This is a genomic window from Paraburkholderia sp. BR14320 (assembly GCF_040948665.1).
In the GTDB taxonomy this organism is placed as follows: domain Bacteria; phylum Pseudomonadota; class Gammaproteobacteria; order Burkholderiales; family Burkholderiaceae; genus Paraburkholderia; species Paraburkholderia youngii.
Map to the genome: position 1 here is coordinate 400527 of NZ_JBFPKG010000001.1, position 22938 is coordinate 423464.

Annotated in this window: 21 protein-coding genes; 18 read left to right on the forward strand and 3 right to left on the reverse strand. The window is 63.1% G+C overall.

The features are described from left to right. Positions 1 to 36: 36 nt before the first annotated feature. The 17 genes from gspG to AB3X89_RS01945 all read left to right on the forward strand — a co-directional run bounded on the left by gspG (position 37) and on the right by AB3X89_RS01945 (position 17900). A complete protein-coding gene (gene gspG / locus AB3X89_RS01865) occupies positions 37 to 486 on the forward strand; it encodes a type II secretion system major pseudopilin GspG (RefSeq protein ID WP_368581694.1) in 450 nt (149 codons plus the stop codon). Positions 487 to 512: 26 nt separating this feature from the next. Then, positions 513 to 1712 carry a type II secretion system F family protein gene (locus tag AB3X89_RS01870; RefSeq protein ID WP_368581534.1) on the forward strand — a complete coding sequence of 400 codons (1200 nt, stop codon included), beginning with the start codon at positions 513 to 515 and terminating at the stop codon, positions 1710 to 1712. A gap of 20 nt (positions 1713 to 1732) precedes the next feature. After that, positions 1733 to 3445: a GspE/PulE family protein gene (locus AB3X89_RS01875; protein WP_368581535.1), complete on the forward strand. Its 1713-nt coding sequence runs from the start codon at positions 1733 to 1735 to the stop codon at positions 3443 to 3445. Then, positions 3426 to 4298, forward strand: coding sequence for a hypothetical protein (locus tag AB3X89_RS01880; protein ID WP_368581536.1), 873 nt, complete (start codon positions 3426 to 3428; stop codon positions 4296 to 4298). Before AB3X89_RS01875 ends, AB3X89_RS01880 begins: the two co-directional genes overlap by 20 nt. After that, positions 4295 to 4825 (forward strand): PilN domain-containing protein, encoded by a 531-nt coding sequence (locus tag AB3X89_RS01885; protein WP_368581537.1) that lies wholly within the window; start codon positions 4295 to 4297, stop codon positions 4823 to 4825. The genes AB3X89_RS01880 and AB3X89_RS01885 overlap by 4 nt, the downstream gene beginning before the upstream one ends. Then, on the forward strand, positions 4822 to 5394 hold the full coding sequence (locus tag AB3X89_RS01890; protein WP_368581538.1) for a hypothetical protein: 573 nt from the start codon (positions 4822 to 4824) through the stop codon (positions 5392 to 5394). The genes AB3X89_RS01885 and AB3X89_RS01890 overlap by 4 nt, the downstream gene beginning before the upstream one ends. Continuing rightward, the gene (locus AB3X89_RS01895) at positions 5391 to 6125 is read left to right on the forward strand and encodes a hypothetical protein (protein WP_368581539.1); all 735 of its coding nucleotides are present in this window, start codon (positions 5391 to 5393) and stop codon (positions 6123 to 6125) included. Before AB3X89_RS01890 ends, AB3X89_RS01895 begins: the two co-directional genes overlap by 4 nt. Then, complete coding sequence (locus tag AB3X89_RS01900) at positions 6122 to 8404, forward strand: secretin N-terminal domain-containing protein (RefSeq protein ID WP_368581540.1); 2283 nt, start codon at positions 6122 to 6124, stop codon at positions 8402 to 8404. The genes AB3X89_RS01895 and AB3X89_RS01900 overlap by 4 nt, the downstream gene beginning before the upstream one ends. 3 nt (positions 8405 to 8407) lie before the next feature. Next, entirely contained in the window at positions 8408 to 8965 is a 558-nt protein-coding gene (locus AB3X89_RS01905; RefSeq protein ID WP_176108502.1) for a type II secretion system protein, read from the forward strand. Positions 8966 to 8973: 8 nt separating this feature from the next. After that, positions 8974 to 9363, forward strand: coding sequence for a type IV pilin protein (locus tag AB3X89_RS01910; RefSeq protein ID WP_368581541.1), 390 nt, complete (start codon positions 8974 to 8976; stop codon positions 9361 to 9363). A 53-nt stretch (positions 9364 to 9416) separates the two neighbouring features. Continuing rightward, positions 9417 to 9959: a type II secretion system protein gene (locus tag AB3X89_RS01915; RefSeq protein ID WP_368581542.1), complete on the forward strand. Its 543-nt coding sequence runs from the start codon at positions 9417 to 9419 to the stop codon at positions 9957 to 9959. A gap of 374 nt (positions 9960 to 10333) precedes the next feature. After that, complete coding sequence (locus AB3X89_RS01920; RefSeq protein WP_368581543.1) at positions 10334 to 10837, forward strand: hypothetical protein; 504 nt, start codon at positions 10334 to 10336, stop codon at positions 10835 to 10837. A gap of 512 nt (positions 10838 to 11349) precedes the next feature. Further along, positions 11350 to 12939 (forward strand): ABC transporter substrate-binding protein, encoded by a 1590-nt coding sequence (locus AB3X89_RS01925; protein WP_368581544.1) that lies wholly within the window; start codon positions 11350 to 11352, stop codon positions 12937 to 12939. Between the two features lie 519 nt (positions 12940 to 13458). Beyond that, positions 13459 to 14682: an acyl-CoA dehydrogenase family protein gene (locus tag AB3X89_RS01930; RefSeq protein ID WP_368581545.1), complete on the forward strand. Its 1224-nt coding sequence runs from the start codon at positions 13459 to 13461 to the stop codon at positions 14680 to 14682. A gap of 105 nt (positions 14683 to 14787) precedes the next feature. Continuing rightward, the gene (locus AB3X89_RS01935) at positions 14788 to 15132 is read left to right on the forward strand and encodes a DUF3088 domain-containing protein (protein WP_018436380.1); all 345 of its coding nucleotides are present in this window, start codon (positions 14788 to 14790) and stop codon (positions 15130 to 15132) included. Positions 15133 to 15153: 21 nt separating this feature from the next. Continuing rightward, positions 15154 to 16503 (forward strand): LLM class flavin-dependent oxidoreductase, encoded by a 1350-nt coding sequence (locus tag AB3X89_RS01940; RefSeq protein WP_368581546.1) that lies wholly within the window; start codon positions 15154 to 15156, stop codon positions 16501 to 16503. Positions 16504 to 16544: 41 nt separating this feature from the next. Continuing rightward, entirely contained in the window at positions 16545 to 17900 is a 1356-nt protein-coding gene (locus AB3X89_RS01945; protein WP_368581547.1) for an LLM class flavin-dependent oxidoreductase, read from the forward strand. A gap of 132 nt (positions 17901 to 18032) precedes the next feature. Here the strand turns inward: AB3X89_RS01945 and groL are convergent, their stop codons facing one another. Together groL and AB3X89_RS01955 are read right to left on the reverse strand one after the other, a co-directional pair. Continuing rightward, complete coding sequence (gene groL, locus AB3X89_RS01950; protein ID WP_368581548.1) at positions 18033 to 19673, reverse strand: chaperonin GroEL; 1641 nt, start codon at positions 19671 to 19673, stop codon at positions 18033 to 18035. Positions 19674 to 19686: 13 nt separating this feature from the next. Beyond that, a complete protein-coding gene (locus AB3X89_RS01955; protein ID WP_368581549.1) occupies positions 19687 to 19977 on the reverse strand; it encodes a co-chaperone GroES in 291 nt (96 codons plus the stop codon). A gap of 289 nt (positions 19978 to 20266) precedes the next feature. On the opposite strand from AB3X89_RS01955, the gene AB3X89_RS01960 reads away from it, so the two are divergent. After that, complete coding sequence (locus AB3X89_RS01960) at positions 20267 to 21589, forward strand: LLM class flavin-dependent oxidoreductase (RefSeq protein WP_368581550.1); 1323 nt, start codon at positions 20267 to 20269, stop codon at positions 21587 to 21589. A 53-nt stretch (positions 21590 to 21642) separates the two neighbouring features. Here the strand turns inward: AB3X89_RS01960 and AB3X89_RS01965 are convergent, their stop codons facing one another. After that, positions 21643 to 22818 (reverse strand): ABC transporter substrate-binding protein, encoded by a 1176-nt coding sequence (locus tag AB3X89_RS01965; protein WP_368581551.1) that lies wholly within the window; start codon positions 22816 to 22818, stop codon positions 21643 to 21645. Positions 22819 to 22938: the final 120 nt, after the last annotated feature.

Below are 22938 nucleotides of genomic sequence, written 5' to 3' on the forward strand. Positions count from 1 at the left end.
ACCGTGCGCAACGAATCTTTCCCGATCAGGGCCGCCATGCGCAGCAGCGTGACGTTCCCTCCAGGCATTGGCGATGCACGTCGGCGCAACGGCGGTTTCACGCTGCTCGAACTGCTCGTGGTCATGGTCATCATCGGCTTGCTCGCGGGGCTGGTCGCGCCGCGCTATTTCGAACAGGTTGGCAAGTCGAACACCAAGATCGCGCGGGCCCAGATCGACTCGTTGAGCAAGGCGCTCGATCAATACAGGCTCGACATGGGCGTCTATCCGACGACCGAGGAAGGCCTTCAGGCGCTGATGACCAAACCTCAGGACGCAACGAACTGGAGTGGCCCGTATCTGCAGAAAGCGGTGCCGCCGGATCCCTGGGGTCGCCCCTACCATTACCGCTCGCCCGGCGAGCATGGCGACTACGACCTGTACTCGCTTGGTAAGGACGGCAAGGTGGGCGGCACCGGTGAGAACACGAACGTCACGTCCTGGTAGTGCGGCTCTCAGCGAGGAGAATCGACGTGAAGTACCTGCTGCGCGGCTTCGATACCAGCGGTTCAGTGCAGACGCTTCGCGTCGACTGCGATTCGTCCGCAGCCGCAATAGCGCTCGCGCGCGCAAGGGGATTGCGCGTGGTGTCGGTACGCGCGCAAGCGCGAGGTCAGCGCCGGTCTGGTTGGAGCGCAATGCCGGGCGCGAAATTCAACGTCGAGCTGTTCGCGCGCGAACTCGCGGCATTGCTCGATGCTGGCGTCGGCGTGATCGACGCATTGCGCACGCTACGCGGCAATGAGCGCCGCGAGGCGTCGGCGGAGATCTATGGCGATCTGCTGCGGCAGCTCGAAGAAGGGCACTCGCTGTCCGCGGCGCTCGAGCATGCTAGCCGCGTGTTTCCCCCTATCCTCGTGGCGTGCGTGAAAGCCAGTGAACAGACCGGCGGTCTTGCCGACAGTCTGACGCGCTATTCACGCAACAGTGCGCTGCTTCACGAACTGCGCGGCCGCGTGGTGTCGGCCGCGATCTATCCATCCGTGCTACTGCTCGTAGGCGCGGCCGTCGTGCTGTTTCTGCTGGGTTTCGTCGTGCCGCGCTTTGCGACCCTGCTCGAGCATAGTGGACGCGAGCTGCCGCTGCTCTCACAGTTGCTGATGGCCTGGGGCGGCATGGTGCATGCCCACGGAATGGCCATCACTGTGGGCCTCGCCGTGGTGGCGGTGACGGTCGGCGTCGCGCTGCGCCGGGTCGCGGCGCGCAACTGGATCGCGGATCGCCTGCTCGCATTGCCGGGGATTGGTCTGCACTTCCGCGTGTTTCGCCAGTCGCAGTTTTTTCGCACTACAGCGATGCTGGTCGAAGGCGGCATTCCCGCCACGCGTGCCTTCACACTCGCCAGTGGACTGGTGAGCCGGGCCGATCAGACGGCCGTGGAAAGTGCCATGCAGCAGGTACGCAATGGCGCGAGGATCTCCGACGCGTTCCAGCAAGCGGGTCTCGCCAACGCGATTACCTATCGCTTGCTGACCGTCGCTGAGAAGACCGGTGGCCTGGGTCCTGTTCTCGACAGAATCGCCGCATTCCAGGAAGCGCAAGTGTCGCGCACGATCGATCTGATTTCGCGACTGATCGAGCCGGCGATGATGATTTTCATCGGCGTGGTGATCGGAGGGATTGTCGTGTTGATGTACATGCCGATCTTTGAAATTGCGTCGAGCATCCAGTAGGCCGTGTCGAGGGGAAACGCATGGATACGATCAGCGAGGCACCGCAATCTCAGGGCGTTGAATTGCGTGACGCGCTGCGCACGCTCAGCGACACGCACGGCTCGGGCATTCGCGCACTGGAAGAGTTGATGGTGCAGGCGTCGCTAAGCGCCGACGAAATGGTGGTTCGGCTCGCCGGGCAATTCCGCATGAAGTCGATCGGCATGCAGGAATTGAACCGGCTGGAAGCGGATTTCGAGGTACTGCCGTTCGTCGAAGCCACCACCCGGCTGTGCGTGTGCTTTCGCGAGCCGGATCAGAACGGCGCGCTGCTGTTCGTGATCGCCGATCCGCTCGACGCCCGCACGCGCGGCGTGATGGAGCACCGGATGCGTGCGCGGCCCACTTCGCGGTACAGCTGGGCGCTGGCGAGCGTCGGTGACCTCACCGCGTGGCTCGCCATGCGCGAAAAAGACGTGCGCGCGATGGATTCGCTCGCCCTCGACGATGAGGTGCAGCACACCGCCGATCCCGCTTCGCTCGCGCTGACGTTGCAGGGCATCAGCAGCGACGACAGCGCCGTGGTGCGTCTGCTCAACTCCACCATCTACGACGCGTTGAAGATGATGGCGAGCGACATCCATCTCGAATGCCGTGCAAACGGGCTGAAGATCAAGTGCCGGGTGGATGGCGTGCTGACCGTGGTCGGCCGTGCCGAGGGACGCGATGTCGCGGACCAGGTGCTGTCGCGCGTGAAGGTCATCTCCGAACTCGACATCGCGGAGCGCCGCGTGCCGCAGGACGGTCGCTTCAAGGCGGTGTACGCGGGCCGCGAAATCGACTTTCGCGTGTCGATCATGCCGAACCAGTTCGGCGAAGATGCGGTCCTGCGCATTCTCGACCGTTATCAGCTTTCGCAGGCGCCGGGCGGATTGACACTCGAAACGCTGGGATTTCGTAGCGACGACACGCGCTTCATGCGCTCGGTGGCGTCCATGCCCTACGGAATGCTGCTGGTGACGGGGCCGACGGGCAGCGGCAAAACGACGACGTTGTACGCGATTCTCACCGAGATCAACGACGGCCTGGAAAAGATCGTCACGATCGAGGATCCAGTTGAATATCAACTGGGTGACATCCTGCAGATACCGGTGAATGAAGCGAAGGGACTGACGTTCGCCCGCGGATTGCGATCGATCCTGCGGCACGATCCGGACAAGATCATGGTCGGTGAAATCCGCGATCCTGAAACCGCGCAAATCGCCGTGCAGGCGGCGTTGACCGGACACCAGGTGTTCACGACGGTGCACGCGAACAACGTGTTCGACGTGATAGGCCGCTTCACGAACATGGACGTCGATCCGTACAGCTTCGTGTCGGCCCTGAATGGCGTGATTGCGCAGCGGTTGTTGCGCCAGTGCTGTGCCGACTGCGTGGTGGACGACACGGTCGATCGAGACACATTGGCCCGTTCCGGCATCGATCCGGACAACGTGGGCAGCTACCGCTTTCGCCACGGCGCTGGCTGCGCGGCTTGCCGTGGCAGCGGCTACCGCGGGCGGCGCGCGGTCGCGGAAACGCTGCGCATGAACGACGAGTTGCGGCAATTGTTATCGGAGCGCGCGCCACTTGGGCACATCAAGGCAGCCGCACTGCGCTATGGGATGCAGACCATGCGCACGGCCGCGCTCTCGCTCGTGAAGCAGGGCGAAACCACACTCGAGGAGATCAACCGTGTCACCATGGTTGAATAGTCCGCTCGCCATCGGCGTCGGTACACGCGAACTGGTCATGGCGGCGACGGCGCCGCGCTGGAGGGTTGCGCGCCGTCATGCCGCAGCGCTTGCGGAACCCACGAGCGTTGCCATTCCCGATGAGCAGTGCTTCACCGAAAGAGGCGTACTCGACGCGTTGAACATTGCATTAGCCGCGGACGCCGGGCAGACGGCGCGCACGGTATTGGTCAAACGCCGGGCGCACATCATGCTGGACGATTTCTGGGCGAGCCACGCCATCTTGCGCGGCGACTTCCGCACACTGAGCGCAAGCGAAACCAACCAGATCGTGCTCGCTCACTTCTCTGATCTGTATGGCATCGAGGCCGAGTCCGTGCAGGTGCGCTTTTCGGTGCAGCGCGGGGGCCATGCGGTCTTCGCGAGTGCCATCGCTTGCACGCTGCACGACGGCATCCACGATGTGGGGATGGCGGCGGGCGTCGACGTCCGGTCTCTCAAGCTATGTCTGCCAGAATTGCTCAATCGCGTGCAGGACGCCGCCGCCGGCGCCGGCACGGCGCTGCTGTTGTTCGTCGCGGACACGCTGATGCAGGCTGTGCTGTTCGAGGAAAACCGTTGGGTCGCCTATGACTCGCAGCGTATTTTTCCCGGCGACGCTAGCGACGCCGAGCGGATCGCCGCACGCGCCGAACAGTCGTTCGAGCGTCTCGCCGGACGAACGAGCGGGAAACGCGAAGAATGCAGAATATGTCTGTGCGGCGCCGAATTGGATCCTGCGCCATTCGAGGGGCGCTTTTGCGCGACGCAGAGCGTCGCGCAACCGGCGATGGACAAGCCGGTCGCGTATCGTTTGATGGAGGCCGCGCGATGATGCCCCGCCTTCACATCGATTTTGGCCGCCGCCGCTTGCAGGGCGCTCCCGCGGGGATGGTGCTGCTGTGTGTCGCCAGCCTGTTGTTGCTGGTGAGTGGTGAACGGCTCTGGCACGCCTACGACGAAAGCGACCGCGCGCAGGCGCAACAGGACGCGCAGCGGCACCGGCTGTTTGCAGAATCGCACTCCGCGAAGACGCCGCCAACGCCTGCCACGCGGCTCGCGGAAAACCAGAGCCTCGCGGTGTTGCGCGAGTTGACCGTGCCGTGGCAGGACCTGCTGTCGATCGTCGAGGACTATCCGGACCACGACGTCGCGCTGATAGGCATCGATCAGAGTCCTGCGCAAAGCCAGATCCGTATCACCGCGGAAGCGAAGAACTTCGACGCAATGATCGCGTACCTCCGGTATCTGCAGGGCAGTGTGCTGCTGCGCGAAGCCGTGCTCAACGATCACGTTATCGAAACCAATGTGCCTGGCACGCCGGTGCGCTTTCAGATTACCGCCGTCTGGAGAAAGTCATGAACGGCGCTCAGATGGAGGACAGGTTGCTCACGTGGCGTTTCGAGCTGCGGCGCACGCTCGGACTGCCGGGCTTGCTCGGCGCATTGCTGCTGGGGGCGGCGGCGGTGGTCGCCGTAGCGGCTATGCGAGTCGACGCAAACCTCGATTCGCACGAGCTGCGCGACTCCGAGCGTCTTGCGCACCCCGCCAGGGCGCGTCATGCCGACGCCGAGCGTGCGGCGGTTGTCGACGCGGTTTCACTTCATGCGTTACCCGAACTGTTCCCGGGTTTCGCGCAGAGCGCCGACGATATTGCGACGATCCTCGCCCAGGCGCACGACAGCAACCTGACGCTCGGCTCGGCCGAGTATCTCGTGACCAACGATTCGAGCGCGCATTTTGTGCGCTATCAGATGCTGCTGCCGGTCAAGGATCAGTATGGTGCGATCCGGCGTTTTCTGGCGTCAGTGCTCAATAACGTACCGAACGCGGCGTTGCGCGAGATCCATGTCGAACGCCCCGCGGTAGATGGCAACGTACTGGATGCGCGGGTGCGCTTTGAACTCGTCTATCGGGCAGCGCAGCCATGAAGCCCGATCTCGTCGGCCGCGTGTTGCTGATGGTCTGCGCGATCGCTGCGGTAGGGATGTCTTTGCGTGAGCTGAAAGCCGTGCTGTGCAAGCCGACGGTCGTGACTGCGATGACAGGCGCGCTTCGCAGCGGGGCTGCGCTGCGGATGGTTGCCTTGCATCGCGACGGGGCGGCGCGTGCGGCCGGTGCGGTGCCGGCTGCTGCGCCGGCCGTGGCAAGTGCACCGAATGTCGCGAGTGTGGCGAGCCCAGTGAACGCAGCGAATCCGGCAAGCATGGCGAATGCGACAAACGCCGCGAGTTCAGCAATTTCAGCAAGTTCGCCGACTCCTGTCAAAACGACCGGGTCAGCGAAATCAGCAGCGACAGCGCGCGACAAACTCCGCGCGCTGCGTACGCCGCTCTCGCTTGAATCCGCGAACAATCCGTTCGCCGCGTCGTCGTGGCTGCCGCCACCGCCACCCGTGGTCGTCGCCCCCGCGCCACCGGAGCCCGTTGCGCCGCCCACCGCGCCGCCCGTGCCGTTTACCTATCTCGGCGAACTCGACGCCAAAGCCGCAAAACCCCAGGTTTTCCTCAGCAACGGCGATCGCCTGCTGATCGTTTCGCCGGGTGAAGTCATCGACGGGCAGTATCGCATCGAGTCGATTTCGGAGAGTGGCGTCGTGCTGACTTATCTGCCTCTCAATGAGAGACAGGTACTAACCACGCAAGCGAAGGACAATAAATGAAAACCGCACGCAACCGGGGTGAAAGCCGCCACGGTGACAGCGGCTCGTGGAAACATCTGTCCGCTGCCAGATCGCCTCGCGACCAGCGTCCCACCGTCAATTGGGCCGCGGGGCGGCTCGCGTTGCTGAGCATCGCAATCATGCTTGCCTTCAGCGGCTGCATTCATCCGCCGACCCGTGAGAGCGATCCGACCAACGCCGAGTTGCAGCTCAACTATCTGCGCGACCGCGATCATAAGGTCAATGCGCTGCTCGACGAAGCCGACCAGTTGCGTCAGAGCTATCAATTCGATCTGGCGATCCAGAAGCTCTACGCGGCCAGCCGGCTCGATCCGAACAGCGAACGAGGGCGCAATATCGGCGCAGCGATCGATCGGGATCGCCGCGATCTGGTCTCGCTGCAGGAGGCCGACCGGATGATGCAGCGAGGTTCATATACGTTGGCTTCCGAACGCATTCACCGCGTGCTGGCCCAGAATCCAACCAATGCGATGGCGCTGCAGATGGCGAAGGAGATCGACGAAAAACGGCAGCAGCAACGTGCGGCGAAAGATGAGGACATTGCGGCTTCGTCGATCATGCGCACACCGGTGACGCTGCAGTTCCGCGACGCGAATGTGCGGATGGTGTTTGAAGCGTTGTCGAGGACCTCGGGCTTGAACGTGATCTTCGATCGGGACGTGCGTGCCGATCTGAAGACCACGATCTTCGTGACCAACGCGTCGCTGCAGGACACGGTCAACATGATCCTGATGCAGAACCAGCTCGACAAGAAACAGCTCAACGCGAACACGCTTTTCATCTACCCGGCTACCGCTGCGAAGCAGCTCGAATACCAGGAGCTGAAAGTGCGCACATTCCAGTTGTCGAACGTCGAAGCCAAGCAGGTCCAGTCGCTTTTGAAAAGCCTGTTGAAGATCAAGGAGGTCGTCGTCGACGAGCGCGCCAATACCGTCACGATCCGGGGCACGCCGGATACCATTCGCGTCGCCGAGGAAATGATCGCGGCGCAGGATCTGCCGGAGCCCGAGGTGATGCTGGAAGTGAAGGTTCTGGAGGTGTCCCACGACCGGCTGACCGACCTCGGTATCGAGTGGCCTAATACATTTACGATGTCGACGCCGTCTACCGTGGACACGTGGGGCGCGTTGCGTCATTTGCCGCTCAATGCATATAACGTCAGCGGTCTGTCGGCCACAGCGAACTTCAAGCTCAGCGACGTCGATGCCAACCTGCTGGCGAGTCCGCGCATCCGCGCGCGCAACAAGGAAAAGGCGCGGATTCTGATCGGCGACAAGGTACCGGTGATTTCGAGTTCGAGCACGCCGAGCACGAGCGGGCCGTCTTATGCACAGACCATTCAGTACCTCGATGTCGGCATCAAGCTCGAGGTCGAGCCGCAGGTCTACCGTGACGGCGACGTGGGCATGAAGCTGAACCTCGAAGTCAGCAACATCACCAAGACGATTTCCAGCAGTAACTCGTCAACGGGGCTCACTTCGCTCGCCTATCAGATCGGCACGCGCAGTGCGTCGACGAGTCTGCGGGTGCGCGATGGCGAGAGCCAGATCCTCGGCGGCCTGATTCAGGATGAGGACCGCGTGACCGCCGACAAAGTGCCGGGGCTTGGACAGTTGCCCGTGCTCGGGCGCCTGTTCTCGAATCACAACGGCGACCACTTGAAGACGGAAATCGTGCTGCAGATTACGCCGCATATCGTGCGTCCGCAGCAATCCGCCGACGCCGATACGCAAGAGCTGTGGTCGGGGACCGACGTGAATGTGCATGCGGAGCAGTTGCGGCTCGATCCGGTGGGCGCCGAGGCGGCTCAACAGGTGCCGGTCCCCGCGGTGCGTGCGCCCGGCAGTGTCGGAGGCGGCACGACAGGGGCGTCACGCGATTCCCAAGCCGCTGCGCAGAGTTCCGGCACGGTGCCGCCGACCAGTTCGTTCGGCCAATTGCCGCCGGCGCCGCGCACCACGCCTCCGCCCGCGCCCTACGGTGGCCGTTTCTCGACACTGCCGAGCGTGCCAGCGGCGCCGCCGGGCCCTGTGGCGGTTCCGGGAGCGGAGCAGAGCGGGGCTGAGAGCGCTGCGTCCCCAGACGCGAATGCGGCACAGCCAGGCACTCAGGCTCCGGCTCAGGCCCCCGCGGCCGCTCCTGCACCCGCTCAAGCGCCGGCTCCGCCGCCCGCGTTTCCGCCGGGGAACGTCGTGATGCCGCCAGGGGATATGCCGAGCGACAACCCGCTGCGTCCGATTCAGAACGGTGGTTACTGAGCCATGAAAGCGCAGGCGGACGCATTGGCTTCGCGTGGCCGGTCGGGCGCTCGCCAGCGCGGTTTCACGCTGATCGAGCTGGTGATTACGCTGGCGCTTGTCGGCATCCTGGCGCTCGCGATCATGCCGTTCTCGGAACTGATCGTGCAGCGTCAGAAGGAGCAGCAACTGAGCGCGGCGCTGCGTGAGATTCGCACCGCACTGGACGCTTACAAGGAAGCGAGCGACACCGGCCTGATCGAGCGGGAGGCGGATGCATCCGGCTATCCGCCCTCGCTGACCGTGATGGTGACGGGCGTGAAGAATGCGAAAGATCCCAAAGGCGGCTTGCTGATGTTTCTTCGCCGCGTGCCCCGCGATCCGTTCTTTACCGGGGACGCGGATATTGCGGCCGAGGACACGTGGAACGTGCGCGCCTTCGGCGAGGCACCGAATCCAGGTGAGGGCGGTGACGCGGACAACGGCTCCGCCGGCAATTCGCGCGCCGGTAAGGACGTGTTCGACGTGACATCGAAATCCGATCGGGTCGGCATCAACGGCATTCCATACAAACAGTGGTGAGCCGCATCATGACAACCGTGCGCGCGCGTAAAGCCAGAGGCTTCACATTGATCGAACTGGTGGTCGTCATGGCGATCATCGGTCTGTTGCTGACGGTTGCATTGCCCCGTTACATGCACAGTATCGAGCGCGGCAAGGAGCAGGTGCGTCAACAGAACCTGGCAGTGATGCGGGACGCCATCGACAAATACTATGGCGACAACGGCCAATACCCGGACACGCTCGACGATCTGGTGACAAGGCACTATCTGCGCGCAATTCCGGTGGACCCCATCAACGGTGACGATAAATGGGCGGCGGTGGCATCGCCTGACGAGAGCAAGACGGGTGTGTACGACGTCATGCCGGCGAGCAGTCCGCAGGGGATGCCGAAAGATCGGGCGGGAGCGGCGCAATGAGCGATGTGAGCCCGCGGGCAATCCGACGTCACCCTGTCACTCGCGAAAATGGAATGGTTCTGCTGGCGCTCCTGATTGCGCTGATGCTGATGTCGATCGCATTGATGGGCGCGCTCGACGTGTGGTCGCTTGAGCGGCAGCGCGAACGGGAGCGGCAACTGCTGTTCGTAGGCAATCAGTACCGGCTCGCGATTCTTCGCTACTACCGCGCTGGAAGGGCGCTGCCGGCGTCGATCGACGAACTGCTCGACGACTCGCGTTTTCCGGCGCCGCTGCATCATTTGCGCCGCGCCTATCCGGATCCGGTGACGGGTAAGAACGATTGGGTTTTGATGCAACAGGGCGCGCGTATATACGGCGTGTATAGCAGTTCCACCGACTTGCCGATCAAACACGCTGGTTTTCCGCTTCTCTATCAGGACTTCGAAAATCAGAAGACCTACGGCGGCTGGCAGTTCTTCTATTTGCCGCCGGTCGTGCGTAACTACACGAACACGAACACGCTGAGCGCGCCGCCGAAGCCGCCAAGCTCCTTCGATCCTCTGAACGGCTCGTTGCCCACTTTCAATGGGCGCAGCATGGGCGGCTTGCGCTGAACAGACAGTGGCCCAGTTGCAGCGGAAGATGGAAATCATCATACAGACGATTGCTCCCGTCCATCGTTCACGATGTAGATATCGGTGTCACGGACATGCGCTGCACACAATGTCCGACGCCTGCGTTACAACGGCAACCATCGCCAGTTTTAATGCGCCGGCCCTAGGCGCAACGCGCCAAGTTGTTCGTTGCATTACCTGAATTCGCCTATAACAAGGACAGAACAGGTGGTAAACATGCCACGACCGGCTCTCGAATTCCCTATTGGATATCCGCAAAGCACCGTCAGTTCCTCGGACACAAGTCCCGAGGAGGCTCCATGCGTCAGTTCGAGCCACCTGTCACGACAGTTCGACCAGCCGGGAGACACGACATGAAGATGATTGGTTTGCTGGGACTGTTGGCGAGTGCCGCTGTGCAGGCTCAGGTCACCCTGCCGTTGCCGCCGGCATTCCCGACCACCCTGCCGTTGCCGCCAGGATACCCAACGCTGCTTGGGGTCTCGTGTGGCGGCGTGAATGTGACCAGCTATGTCACGGGATTCGACGAGAACGGGTATATCCGTGGCGAGGTGTACGCGTGGACCCGCTGCGGCAGTTCGGGGCGCGGCGGCGGCTATCACAGCCAGACCTATCAGTCCTGGCACACCATCCTGTGGGACCTGCGCCAGAACTACAAACTGCAGCCTTATGACAACCTGGTTCCGGACCCTGCATTCACGGCAACCGATGCGTCCGGCAATAGCATCCGAAACACGTGTTCCGTTACAACCGACGGGCAGCCGGCCTGCGTCGCCAGTGCCTATATCTATTATGTTCCGCCCACTATGACGCCGATTTCGGACACCGTGACCGCCAACCCCGTGTGTGGGCAATAGCCGCCGCTAGACACTGTTGTTAATCAAGGGCATACGCGTGAAGAAACGGGACTGTGCCAAAAGCGGGGGCTGGATTGGGGTCTGCGAATCTGACTGAAGGTAGTGTTAATAGCGCCCAATGAACTCCGACTTTTCTTAAGTGCCTTCTGTTCTCCAATTGCGAATCAGACTGTGAGGCGTCAGGCCGCCGGTCTCGCAGCGACTGCATCAGCTCAAGTCGTTCTACGGCATCCGCAACGTGAAGGATGTCGCGACGTGTCTGAACGGATACGACCAGACCGCCTACCCGGAAGGCACTGAGTGGCGTTTCACGCGCCTCTCTTTCTTCGGCCACCCGAAGCACCACGTCGACGATCGATTGCTCGGCTGAGTTTCGAGGTAAAGCAGGGACCTAAAGGCAGACAGGCGGCAGAGATCTGAAACGGCGATGCAAAGCAAATCACTTTTGCTTGTTTTTCGAGCCGTTCAAAGCGCCTTAGTATCCATGACTCTTACAATAAAACAGGTTAACTATGAGCATGCGAAACAGGTGGTACGGATACGCTTTCGGGGTATTGATCAGTTCGACGACGATGTGCGCCGGCATGCTTGCCGCGCAGGCCGAGCCCAACCACGGTGGCACGCTGACATGGCTCGTCACCCCGGAGCCGGCGTCGATCGTCCCCTTGACGACCACTGCCGGCGGCAACGCGGAGATCGGTCCCAAGGTGGTTGAGGGGCTGCTGACCTACGATAAGAATCTGAATCCGCAACCGCTGCTGGCGACCGCATGGTCGGTCGGTAAAGACGGGCTCGAGTATCGCTTCACGCTTCGCCGCGGCGTGAAGTGGCACGACGGGAAACCCTTCACGTCCGCCGACGTTGCGTTCTCGATTCTCACGCTCAAGCAGGTGCATCCGCGGGGCCGAAGCACGTTCGCGAACGTGACCGACGTAAAGACCCCGGACCCCTACACCGCGGTGATTGAATTGTCGAAGCCGGCGCCGTTCCTGCTGACCGCGCTAGCGGGCACCGAATCGCCGATCATCCCGAAACATCTGTACGAAGGCACGGACATCGTTTCGAGCCCATACAACAGCGCTCCGGTCGGCACGGGCCCGTTCATCTACAAGTCGTTCGTGCATGGCAGCTATATTCTTCTCGAACGCAATCCGGACTACTGGGATAAACCGAAGCCGTACATCGACAAGATCCTCGTGCGCTTCCTGCCCGATGCTGCCGCTCGTGCGGCGGCGCTCGAATCCGGCGCGGCCAACCTCGGGGACCAGGCGATTCCGCTGTCGGATGTGAAGCGCTTCGCGACGCTGCCGAACTTCACCGTGGATACGACCAACTGGCCGTACGTCAGCAACCACCAGCAGCTGATCTTCAATCTGGACACGCCGGTTCTTAAGGACAGGGCGGTACGCAAGGCGATTTCGCAAGCGGTCGACGTCAATGCATTGAACCGGGTCGTCTGGTATGGCTATGGCCAGGTGTCCGCGGCCGCAATCGGCGCGGCGAATACGAAGTACCACGACGCCGATATTCACTACTTCCCCTACGATGTGGCCCAGGCCAATGCGGCGCTCGACGCCGCCGGATTGAAACGTGGACCGGACGGCAAGCGCTTCAAACTGCGCCTGCTCTTCAACCCGTTCCAGGACCCGCGTGCCGCCGATTTCGTGCGGCAATCGCTCGCGCGAATCGGCATTGACGGCGAGGTCGAAAGCTACGATTTCGCGACCTACGTGAAGAAGGCCTACACCGATCGTGCCTTCGACATCACGCTCGAAGCACTGTCGAATGCATTCGACCCGACGGTTGGCGTGCAGCGGGTGTTCTGGTCGAAGAACTTCAAGGTCGGGCTGCCGTTCTCGAATGCCGCGCATTACTCCAGTCCGGAAGTCGATCGACTTCTGGAAGCAGCATCGGTGGAAACGGACGATGCAAAGCGCCGGCAGCTATTCATACAGTTCCAGCAACTCGTTCATGACGACATCCCATCGATCGAGTTCGGTGCAAATCCCAATATCACGATCGTTGCGAAGAAAGTGAAGGACTACGCGCCGACGGGTGAAGGGATTCGTGGCAGTTTCGCCGATCTGTATATTCAGCCGTAAAGCGGTTCGCTAGCGGCTATGGGACGCAAGCGCCGCTCGCTTCGCGCCTCGCGAAGCGCCAATGCGGCCTCCCGACCTTCGTCCTAACGTCACCCGACGACACTCGGGTGACATCTCTTTGGCGGCCGCCCGCGATACGACAAGCGGGCGCGACGGCTTTGCGCATTCTCCCTGGGCACCCGCGCTATCGCAATCGCTCACATCGCAAGCATTTCTGAGCTTTGAAGCGCGCCGCGTTCGCAGCACGGCTCGCCTGTTGCTTTAGCGTGCCCTGGGCCGTTCGGACAAACACGGCCGTCGCTATGTCTGCGGTTGCGCACCGTGCTCGCGCAAATTCTCGCAATGTGCGCCGCACATCGAGGTCGCGGCATTTTCATTGCAGACACGCGAATAACGTAAGCGCAAATCGGTTGTTATCCGCACCGATGCGCGTCCCTATACTGGCACGCTGTCCTGTCGATGAAATCCGACGCCCGGCGCACGTATGCCGGTCTGCCTGAACAGTATGAGGAACGACAAATGGCTGAATCCGATCAACATACCACCGCTGCGCACGAGCGCCTAAGAACCGCGCTGGCGTCGCTACCCGCGCTCGCGCATGCCCTTGCGCAAGACGCCGCGTCACGGGAAGCGCGCCGCGAATTGCCGTTCGACGGTTTCGCATTGTTCCGCCGCTCCGGTCTCGCACGCCTGCGCCTGCCGCTCGAATGGGGCGGACTCGGAGGTTCGCTCGAAGACGAGTTCGAGCTCATCGCGACGCTTGCGGCCGCGGACAGCAATCTCGCGCACGCGCTACGCATCCACTTCGACCAGGTCGAAGCATTACTGCTGTCGCCACGCACGGCGTTCAACGAGATCCAGATTCAGCGCATCGCCGATGGCGCGATTTTCGGCGGCGCCTCGACTGAGCTGGGCACCTCGCGCCCCGGCGAAATCACGACCCAGTTGCGCCGCGACGGTGCGCACTACCGCCTAAGCGGCCGCAAGTACTACGCGACCGGCACGGCGTTCTCCGACTTCGCGCGCCTGAACCTGCAGGACGAGGACGGCGACCCGGTGCTCGCGATCGTGCCGGTGAAGCGCGAAGGCTTGCGTGTGCTAGACGACTGGGACGGCATGGGGCAACGCATGACGGCAAGCGGCAGCCTCGAATTCGACAACCTGCTGGTTCGCGACGACGAAGTGACGCCGCGCGTGCAGACCACGCTTGTTGGGCGTCATGGCGGAGCGCTGCGGCAACTGCATCTGGTGGCGGTGGCGGCAGGCATCGTGCGCAACGTCGTCGCCGATGCGAAGCACTACGTGTTGCGGCATGGCCGTCCCGCGTTGCACAGCCCCGCGCCTTCCGCGCGCGAGGATGCCTTCATCCAGCAGGTAATCGGCGATCTGGGCGCACACAGCCATACGATCGATGCGCTCGTGCGCGATAACGCACGCGTGCTCGACCGCTCGGCGCGGGCAATCCGCGAGGGCGCCGCCGATGCGCCCGAGCTCGTGCTGGAGGGCGCACTCGCGACTGCACGCACTCAGCTGGTGGTCAGCAAGCTCGCGCTTTACGCGGCGGAGCGCATGTTCGAGGCGGGCGGCGCGTCGGCGACGTCGCGCGCGCACAACTACGACCGGCACTGGCGCAATCTGCGCACGATCTTCAACCACAACCCGCTGTTGCATAAGGCTCGCGTGATCGGCGATTACGAGCTGAACGGCGTGACGACGCATCTGACGGAAGGACGTGTGTTCTAGCCAACGCCGAGTGGGGCATATCAATCCGCGATTCTCCTGGTGGCGAGATAGCGTCGCCAGCCTGCCAACCAGTCTGGTTGCACATTTTTTGAGGAAACCTGCGCAATGAGCCGAGACCTTCTGATCCTGCTCGAACCGGGATTCACCGACCCGCATCATCCCGGCGAACGCTTTATCTGTCCGCATGGCGCCCCGATCGAAGGGCTGCTTGCGAGCGACCCCGCGCGCGTAGGACGGCTCGACGTGCTGCGCGTGCCATTCGAGCGGCCTCGCAAGGCCGTGATCGAAGCGCTCGATGAAGCGCATCAGGGGCTGCCCGCGCTCGTGTTCGGCGACGAACAGCCCGCGCCCGCCGATGCGGACTCGCTCGGGGAGCGGCGCTTCGTCACCGACCCGCGCCGCATCCTCGACCTGCTCGCCGAGCGGCACGGTTTTCCGAAAGTCCACTGATCCAACGCGAGGTCATCGCCGATGAGTCGTCTTCCGGCACGCGCCGCGCGGCGCCGCCTGCATCTGAACGTCAACATTCTGCACTCGGGTTTCGTGCCCTCGGCATGGCGGCTTGACGAGGCCGAGCCACGCGCGTTCGTCGATGCGGATCACTACGTTCGCGTCGCGCGGATCGCCGAGGCGGGCAAGCTCGACGCGGTATTCCTCGCCGACAATGCAGCGATCGTCGACCAGATCGACTTCCGCCCGATCACCGCGCTTGAACCGACGGTACTGCTCGCCAGCATCGCGGCGGCGACGACGCACATCGGAGTGATCGGCACTGCGTCGACCAGCTACAACGAGCCGTACAACATCGCCCGGCGCTTTGCGACGCTCGATCACGTCAGCAACGGCCGCGCCGGCTGGAACGTCGTGACCACCGCCGACCTGCCATCGGCGCGCAATTTCGGCCGCGACGCGGTACCGAACCATGCGCAACGCTACGAGCGGGCCGCCGAATTCACCGAAGTGGTCAAGGCGCTATGGGATAGCTGGGAGGACGACGCGTTCGTCGGCGACAAAGCCGGCGGCCGTTTCGTCGACGTTGCAAAAGTGCATGCGATCACGCATCGCGGCCGCTACTTCGACGTACAAGGGCCGCTGAACCTGCCGCGCTCCCCACAAGGGCATCCTGTGGTGGTGCAGGCGGGGGCGTCGGCAGATGGCCGGGAGCTGGCAGCCCGTCATGCAGAAGCGGTCTTTTCCGCGTCGCAATCATTCGAGGAATCGGCGGCTTACCGGCGCGATCTGAACGAGCGGGCAGCCGCCCATGGCCGCCCGCCCGTCAAGGTGCTCGCCGGTCTGACGACGATCATCGGCGCGACTCACAGCGAAGCATTGCGCCGGCGCGATGAACTCGTCGAGCAGATTCCGTGGCGCTACAGCCTGAACCGCCTCGCGGGTACGCTGGGCATCGACGTAGAGCGTCTGACGCTCGACGCGCCGTTGCCCGGCGATCTCGCGCTGCCCGGCGGCGGCAATGGAAACCACACGTTCTTTCACGCGACGCTCGCCGAGGCGCGCCGTCATGGCCACACCGTACGAGAGCTGATCCGTGCGCTGGCGGGCGGCACCGGTCACCGGGTGATCGTCGGCACGCCAGAGCAGATCGCGGACGACATCGAGCTCTGGTTCGACGGCGGCGCGGCCGACGGCTTCAACCTGATGCCCGATGCGCTGCCCGGCGGGTTACGAGATTTCGTCGATGGGGTCGTGCCGATCCTGCAGCAGCGCGGCATCTTTCGTAGCGAATACGAGGGCACGACGCTGCGCGAGCACCTCGGACTGGACCGTCCACCGAACCCGCAACGCTGGCGCGACAGCGCATAGGCTGCGCCACCTTACCGCCAGATCAACGACTCGCACAGATCATGAGCCAACGCAAAGGACATCTGCGCCTCGGCGCGTTTCTCTATCCGACCGGGCATCACATCGCCGCGTGGCGTCATCCTGACGCGCGCGCGGATGCCGGCCGCGACCTTCGCCACTACGTGCAGCTTGCCCAGGCAGCGGAAGCCGCGAAGTTCGATCTGATTTTTCTCGCCGACGGCTCGGGCACGCGCGGCGACAATGTTGATTTCCTGAGTCGCACCGCGCATAGCTATGTGGCCCAGTTCGAGCCGATCACGCTGCTCTCGGCACTGGCCGGGTTGACCGAACGTATCGGCCTCGTCGGCACCGCTTCGACGACCTTCAACGAGCCGTATCACATCGCGCGCAAGTTTGCGTCGCTCGATCACATCAGCGCGGGGCGCGCAGGATGGAATCTGGTCACGTCGTCGAGCGCGCACGAGGCGAAGAACTTCGGCTTCGACGAACATCTCGCGCATGCGCGGCGCTACGAGCGCGCCGTCGAATTCGCGGAAGTGGTCGCCGGACTGTGGGACAGCTGGGACGACGACGCGTTCGTGCGCGACAAGACAGCGGGACGCTACTTCGATCCCGCGAAACGCCATGTGCTCGATCATCGCGGCGAGTTCTTCAACGTGCGCGGACCGCTGAACGTCGAACGCTCGCCGCAGGGTCGGCCCGTCGTCGTGCAGGCCGGGTCGTCGGAAGCGGGCAAGGCGCTCGCGGCACGCACCGCGGAAGTCATATTTACCGCGCAACAGACGCTCGAAGACGCGGTCGCGTTCTACGCGGACGTCAAGGGCCGCCTCGCGCAATACGGTCGCGAGCCCGACGACCTGAAGATCATGCCGGGCGTGATGCCAATCGTCGGCGAGACCGAGCGCGAGGCGCGCGAAAAGTTCGATGCGCTGCAGGCACTGATCGACCCCGCGGTCGGTCTTGCGCTGGTGTCCACGCTGAGCGGCGGCTTCGATCTGTCGGGCTATCCGCTCGACGGGCCGATCCCCGAACTACCCGAAACCAACGCGAGCAAGAGCCGCCAGTCGCTGACCCTCGAACTGGCGCGGCGCGAGAACCTGACTATCCGCGAGCTTTATCTGCGCGTGGCTGGCGCACGCGGGCACTGGCAACTGGTCGGCACGCCGCAGCAGATAGCTGATGCGCTCGAGGAACGTTTCGTCAACTACGGCGCAGACGGCTACAACGTGATGCCGGCGTTGCTTCCCAACAGTCTCGACGACTTCATCCGGCTCGTGCTGCCGGAATTGCGGCGCAGAGGCCTGTTTCGCCACGAATACGAAGGCCGCACGTTGCGCGAGCATCTCGGCTTGCGACAGCCGGTGTCGCGCTACCAGCGTGAAGCCGTGACGGATTGAATCAGGATCGGGGCAGGGCACACGAAGCGATTGCGGCCTGCCCCCTCAAAACAACGCGCCGCGCATCGACGGTCGCGATGCGCGGCGCGTTGCGCCGACGCCTCACGGCGTCAGCAGGCTCGAGCAGTTCGATTAGTAGTCGAAGCCGGGACCGCCGGCTCCAGGTCCCGCCGGCGACGCAGCCGGTGCCGCATCTTTCGGCGCTTCGTGCACGGTGGCGTCGGTCGTCAACAGCAGGCTCGCCACGGAGGCGGCATTCTGCAGGGCCGTACGCGTGACTTTCGTCGGATCGACCACGCCGGTTTCGACGAGGTCGCCGTATTCGCCCGTGGCGGCGTTGTAGCCGTAATTGCCGCTGCCTTCGGCCACCCTGGCGACGATCACGCTCGGTTCCTCGCCCGCATTGGCGACGATCTGACGCAACGGTTCTTCGAGCGCGCGACGCACGATGTTGATGCCGGCGTTCTGATCCGCGTTCGCGCCCTGAAGTGCGGCGATCGCCTGCTTCACGCGAATCAGCGCGACACCGCCGCCCGGAACGATGCCTTCTTCGACAGCGGCGCGTGTCGCGTGCAACGCATCATCGACGCGGTCTTTTTTCTCCTTCACCTCGATTTCCGTCGCGCCGCCCACCTTGATGACGGCGACTCCGCCCGCGAGCTTCGCTACGCGTTCCTGCAGCTTTTCACGGTCGTAATCCGAGGTTGCTTCCGCGATCTGCGCGCGAATCTGCTTGACGCGAGCTTCGATGCTGGCCTTCTCTCCGGCGCCATCGATAACCGTGGTGTTTTCTTTGCCGACCTCGATGCGCGCGGCCTCGCCGAGTTCGGCGAGCGTCGCTTTCTCGAGCGTCAAACCCGTTTCCTCCGCAATGACCTGGCCGCCGGTGAGGATCGCGATGTCTTCGAGCAGCGCCTTGCGCCGATCGCCGAAGCCTGGCGCCTTCACCGCGACTGTCTTCAGAATGCCGCGAATATTGTTCACGACGAGCGTCGCGAGTGCTTCGCCTTCGACGTCTTCCGCGATGATCAGAAGCGGCCGGCCGGACTTTGCGACCTGTTCCAGTATCGGCAGCAGATCGCGAATGTTCGCGATCTTCTTGTCGTGCAGAAGCACGAATGGTTGTTCGAGTGCGGCGAGCTGCCGGTCCTGGTTGTTGATGAAGTAGGGCGACAGATACCCTCGGTCGAACTGCAGGCCTTCCACGACGTCGAGTTCGTCCGCGAGCGACTTGCCGTCTTCGACGGTGATCACGCCTTCCTTGCCGACCCGGTCGATCGCTTCGGCGATGCGCTGGCCGATCGATTCTTCACCGTTCGCCGAGATCGTCGCAACCTGGGCGATCTCCTTGCTGGTGGTCGTGGGCTTGCTGATCTTCTTCAGTTCGTCGACGGCCGCGGCGACGGCCTTGTCGATGCCGCGCTTCAGATCGAGAGGGTTGAGGCCCGCCGCGACGTATTTCTGGCCTTCGCGCACGATCGCCTGTGCGAGCACGGTCGCGGTGGTCGTGCCGTCGCCCGCGGCGTCGCTGGTCTTGGACGCGACTTCCTTGACGAGCTGCGCGCCGATGTTTTGCACCTTGTCGGCCAGCTCGATTTCCTTCGCGACGGACACGCCGTCCTTCGTCACGACCGGGCTGCCGAAACTGCGTTCGAGCACGACGTTGCGGCCCTTCGGCCCGAGCGTCACTTTCACCGCATTGGCGAGCAGGTTGACGCCTTCAACCAGTTTGGAACGCGCGTTGTCGCTGAAAGCGACTTCTTTGGCTGCCATGTTTGCTTTCTCCTCAAATTTGAACGACTGCGACGATATCTTCCTCGCGCAGCACCAGCAGTTCGTCGCCGTCGACCTTTACCGCCTGGCCTGAGTACTTGCCGAACAGCACGCGATCGCCGACCTGCAGGTCCGGTTCGACACGCTTGCCATCGTCACCGCGGCGGCCGGGACCGACAGCGAGGATCTCGCCCTGGTCGGGCTTTTCCGCGGCGCTGTCGGGGATCACGATGCCAGACGCGGTGCGGGTCTCCTGACCGAGACGCTTGACGATCACTCGATCATGTAAAGGACGTAGGCTCATCTGTTATTTCCTTCCTGATGGGTAGCTGTTGACAATGCGCTCCACGGCGCCAGATTCAGGAAGGTAAGTCGGCGCCAGCGCAAATCCAACCAATGTTTGCGCATATGAAAAGCACTCGAGGAAGGAAATCGATTCGTCCGTACGCAGCGCATCAGGCATAAAGCGCCTGCATACGGCGGACTTTGACCGTCGCTGCTGTCGGTCTGCAAATTGAAATCGAGTTGCCGCCAGGCAGCGTCAGCGCGGCCGCATTACACTGGCGCGACCTGTTCCCGATTGAGGTCGATTCATGTCACGTCAGCTTCGCCTCGGCGCCTTCATGCGCCCCACGACGATCCACACCGGTGCATGGCGCTATCCTGGCGCCTATCCTGATGCCAACTTCAATTTTGGGCATCTGAAGCGTTTTGCGCAGACGCTCGAGCGTGGCCGCTTCGATGCGTTCTTCATGGCCGACCACCTCGCGGTGCTCAACATGCCGCTCGACGCCCTCAGGCACAGCCACACGGTCACCTCGTTCGAGCCGCTCACGCTGCTGCCCGCGCTCGCGGCGGTCACCGAGCGGCTGGGTCTCGTCGCGACCGCGTCCACGACCTTCGACGCGCCGTACCACGTTGCAAGGCGGTTCGCCTCGCTCGACCATATCAGCGGTGGCCGCGCTGGATGGAATCTCGTGACGACATCGAATCCAGACGCGGCGCTCAATTTCGGCCTCGACGAGCACGTCGAACACGACGAGCGCTACCGGCGCGCCCGCGAGTTCTTCGACGTGGTCACAGGTCTGTGGGATAGCTGGGCCGACGACGCTTTTATCCGCGACACGGCGAGCGGAACATTCTTCGACCCGCAAAAGCTGCACGTGCTGAACTACAAAAGCGCGAACTTCTCGGTGCGCGGTCCGTTGAATATCGCCCGGCCGATTCAGGGCTGGCCCGTGATCGTGCAGGCGGGCTCATCGGAGGCGGGACGGCAGATTGCCGCGGAAACGGCCGAAGTCGTGTTCACCGCGCAAACCACGCTGGCCGACGGGAAGCGTTTCTACGCCGACGTAAAAAGCCGCATGGAGAAACTCGGCCGCTCGCGCGATCACATGAAGATTTTGCCGGCGGCTTTCGTCGTGGTGGGCGATACGCTCGAAGAGGCGCGCGAAACGCGTGAGCGGCTCGATACATTCGTCCACTACGAGAGCGGCATCGCTTCGTTGTCGATCGCGTTGGGGCATGATGTATCCGGTCTCGATCCGGACGGCCCGTTGCCGGAAATTCCCGAGACCAACGCAAGCCGTACCGCGCGGCAACGAGTCGTGGAATGGGCGCAGCGCGATGGATTGACAATCCGTCAGCTCGCGCAGCGCATCGGCGGATACTCCGGGCTGGAGATGATCGGCACCGCCCGGATGATTGCAGATCAGATGGAGCAGTGGTTGCTGGAAGAGGGCTCGGACGGGTTCAACGTGATGTTCTCGCATCTTCCGGCCGGCCTCGACGACTTCGTCGACAAAGTCATTCCCGAGTTGCAGAAGCGGGGGCTGTTCCGGCGCGAGTACGAAGGCAAGACCCTGCGCGAGAATCTTGGGCTGCCACGACCTGCGAACCGGTTCTTTGCCGCATAAGGCGAATCGCGCGGGGCCGCATCGGCGGGCGGCCCGCGCGAATGTGCCTGCCGCTACCTGGCCGCCAGTGCGGGTTTGCTGCCAAGCAGCGCCCACTGCCCATTCTCGACGACGAGATTGACGCTTTTTACACCGATCACGCGTCGATTCGCCGGATCGAACGTCGCCTTGCCGAAGACGACGCTCGGCACGTCATGCAACTTCGCGAGCGCATCACGCACGCCATGGCGATCGAGTCCGCCGGTGCGCAACGCGTAAGCGGCAATGATCGTGGCGTCGTAGGCGAACGCATTGAACGCGTCGGGCTCGTGATGATATTTCGCCTGGAAGTCGCGAACAAAGCGCTGGACTTCGGGGCTCCGGTCACCGGGGAAAAAGCTCGTGTTGGTGGTCACGCCGTTTACGGCATCGCCGCCGAGTTCCATGAATTTCGGCGAGTACACCGAACTCGCCGCGACGATCGGCAGCGTGATGCCGCCCGTGCGGGCCTGACGCACGATCTGCGCGCCGTCCGAGTAGTACGAAATCAGCACGAGCGCGTCAGGCTTGGTATCGCGCACGCGCAGCAGCGTCGCGCGAAAGTCCTTATCGGTGGGCTGGTAACCTTCGGTCGCGATTACCTGCGCCCCCCGTGCGGCTGCTGCCTTCACGAACACGTCCTTGCTCGCGCGGCCCCAGTCGGTGTTCTGGAACAGCACGGCGACTCGCCTGAAGCCCTGCTTGACGGCCAGATCCGCGAGCAGCGGTTGCGCATCCGCCTGGCTGACCGACGGACTCCAGATGAAGTCGCCGCCTTTCGTGAAGTCCGGGTGCGAGTTGGTAAAGCCCAACTGGACGAGGCCCGCGCGTTGATAGATCGGCGAGGCCGCCATCGAAGCGGGGCTCGAAAAGTCGCCGAGTTCGATCAGGATGCGCTTGTCGTCGACGAACTTCTGTGCAATCGCGACCGCCTGGCGCGGATCGCTCTGGCTGTCTTCGAACACGTACTGCAGCGGATGGCCGTCAATGCCGCCGTCGTGGTTGATTTCATCGAGCGCGAGGTCGAAGCCGGCTTTCCACTGTGCGCCGTATTGCGCGTTCGGACCCGTCAGCGGTCCGCTGACGCCGAAGAAAACCGGCTCGCCGCTGGCAGGCGCCGCAGAAGAAACGGCGGAAAGCGAGAAAACGATTACCGCGCCGGCGAGCGTGAAAAGTCGCCGGTGCAGCGCGGAGAAACGCGAGGCATACATGACGGATTCTCTCGTAGTGAGTGGGACTGCAAGTCTCTAACGCATCGCATCGTGCGGCAACGAAGCGATTGTCATATTCATTCGCTGGGGACCGCACTACTGCGAAGTCGACGCGGCGGT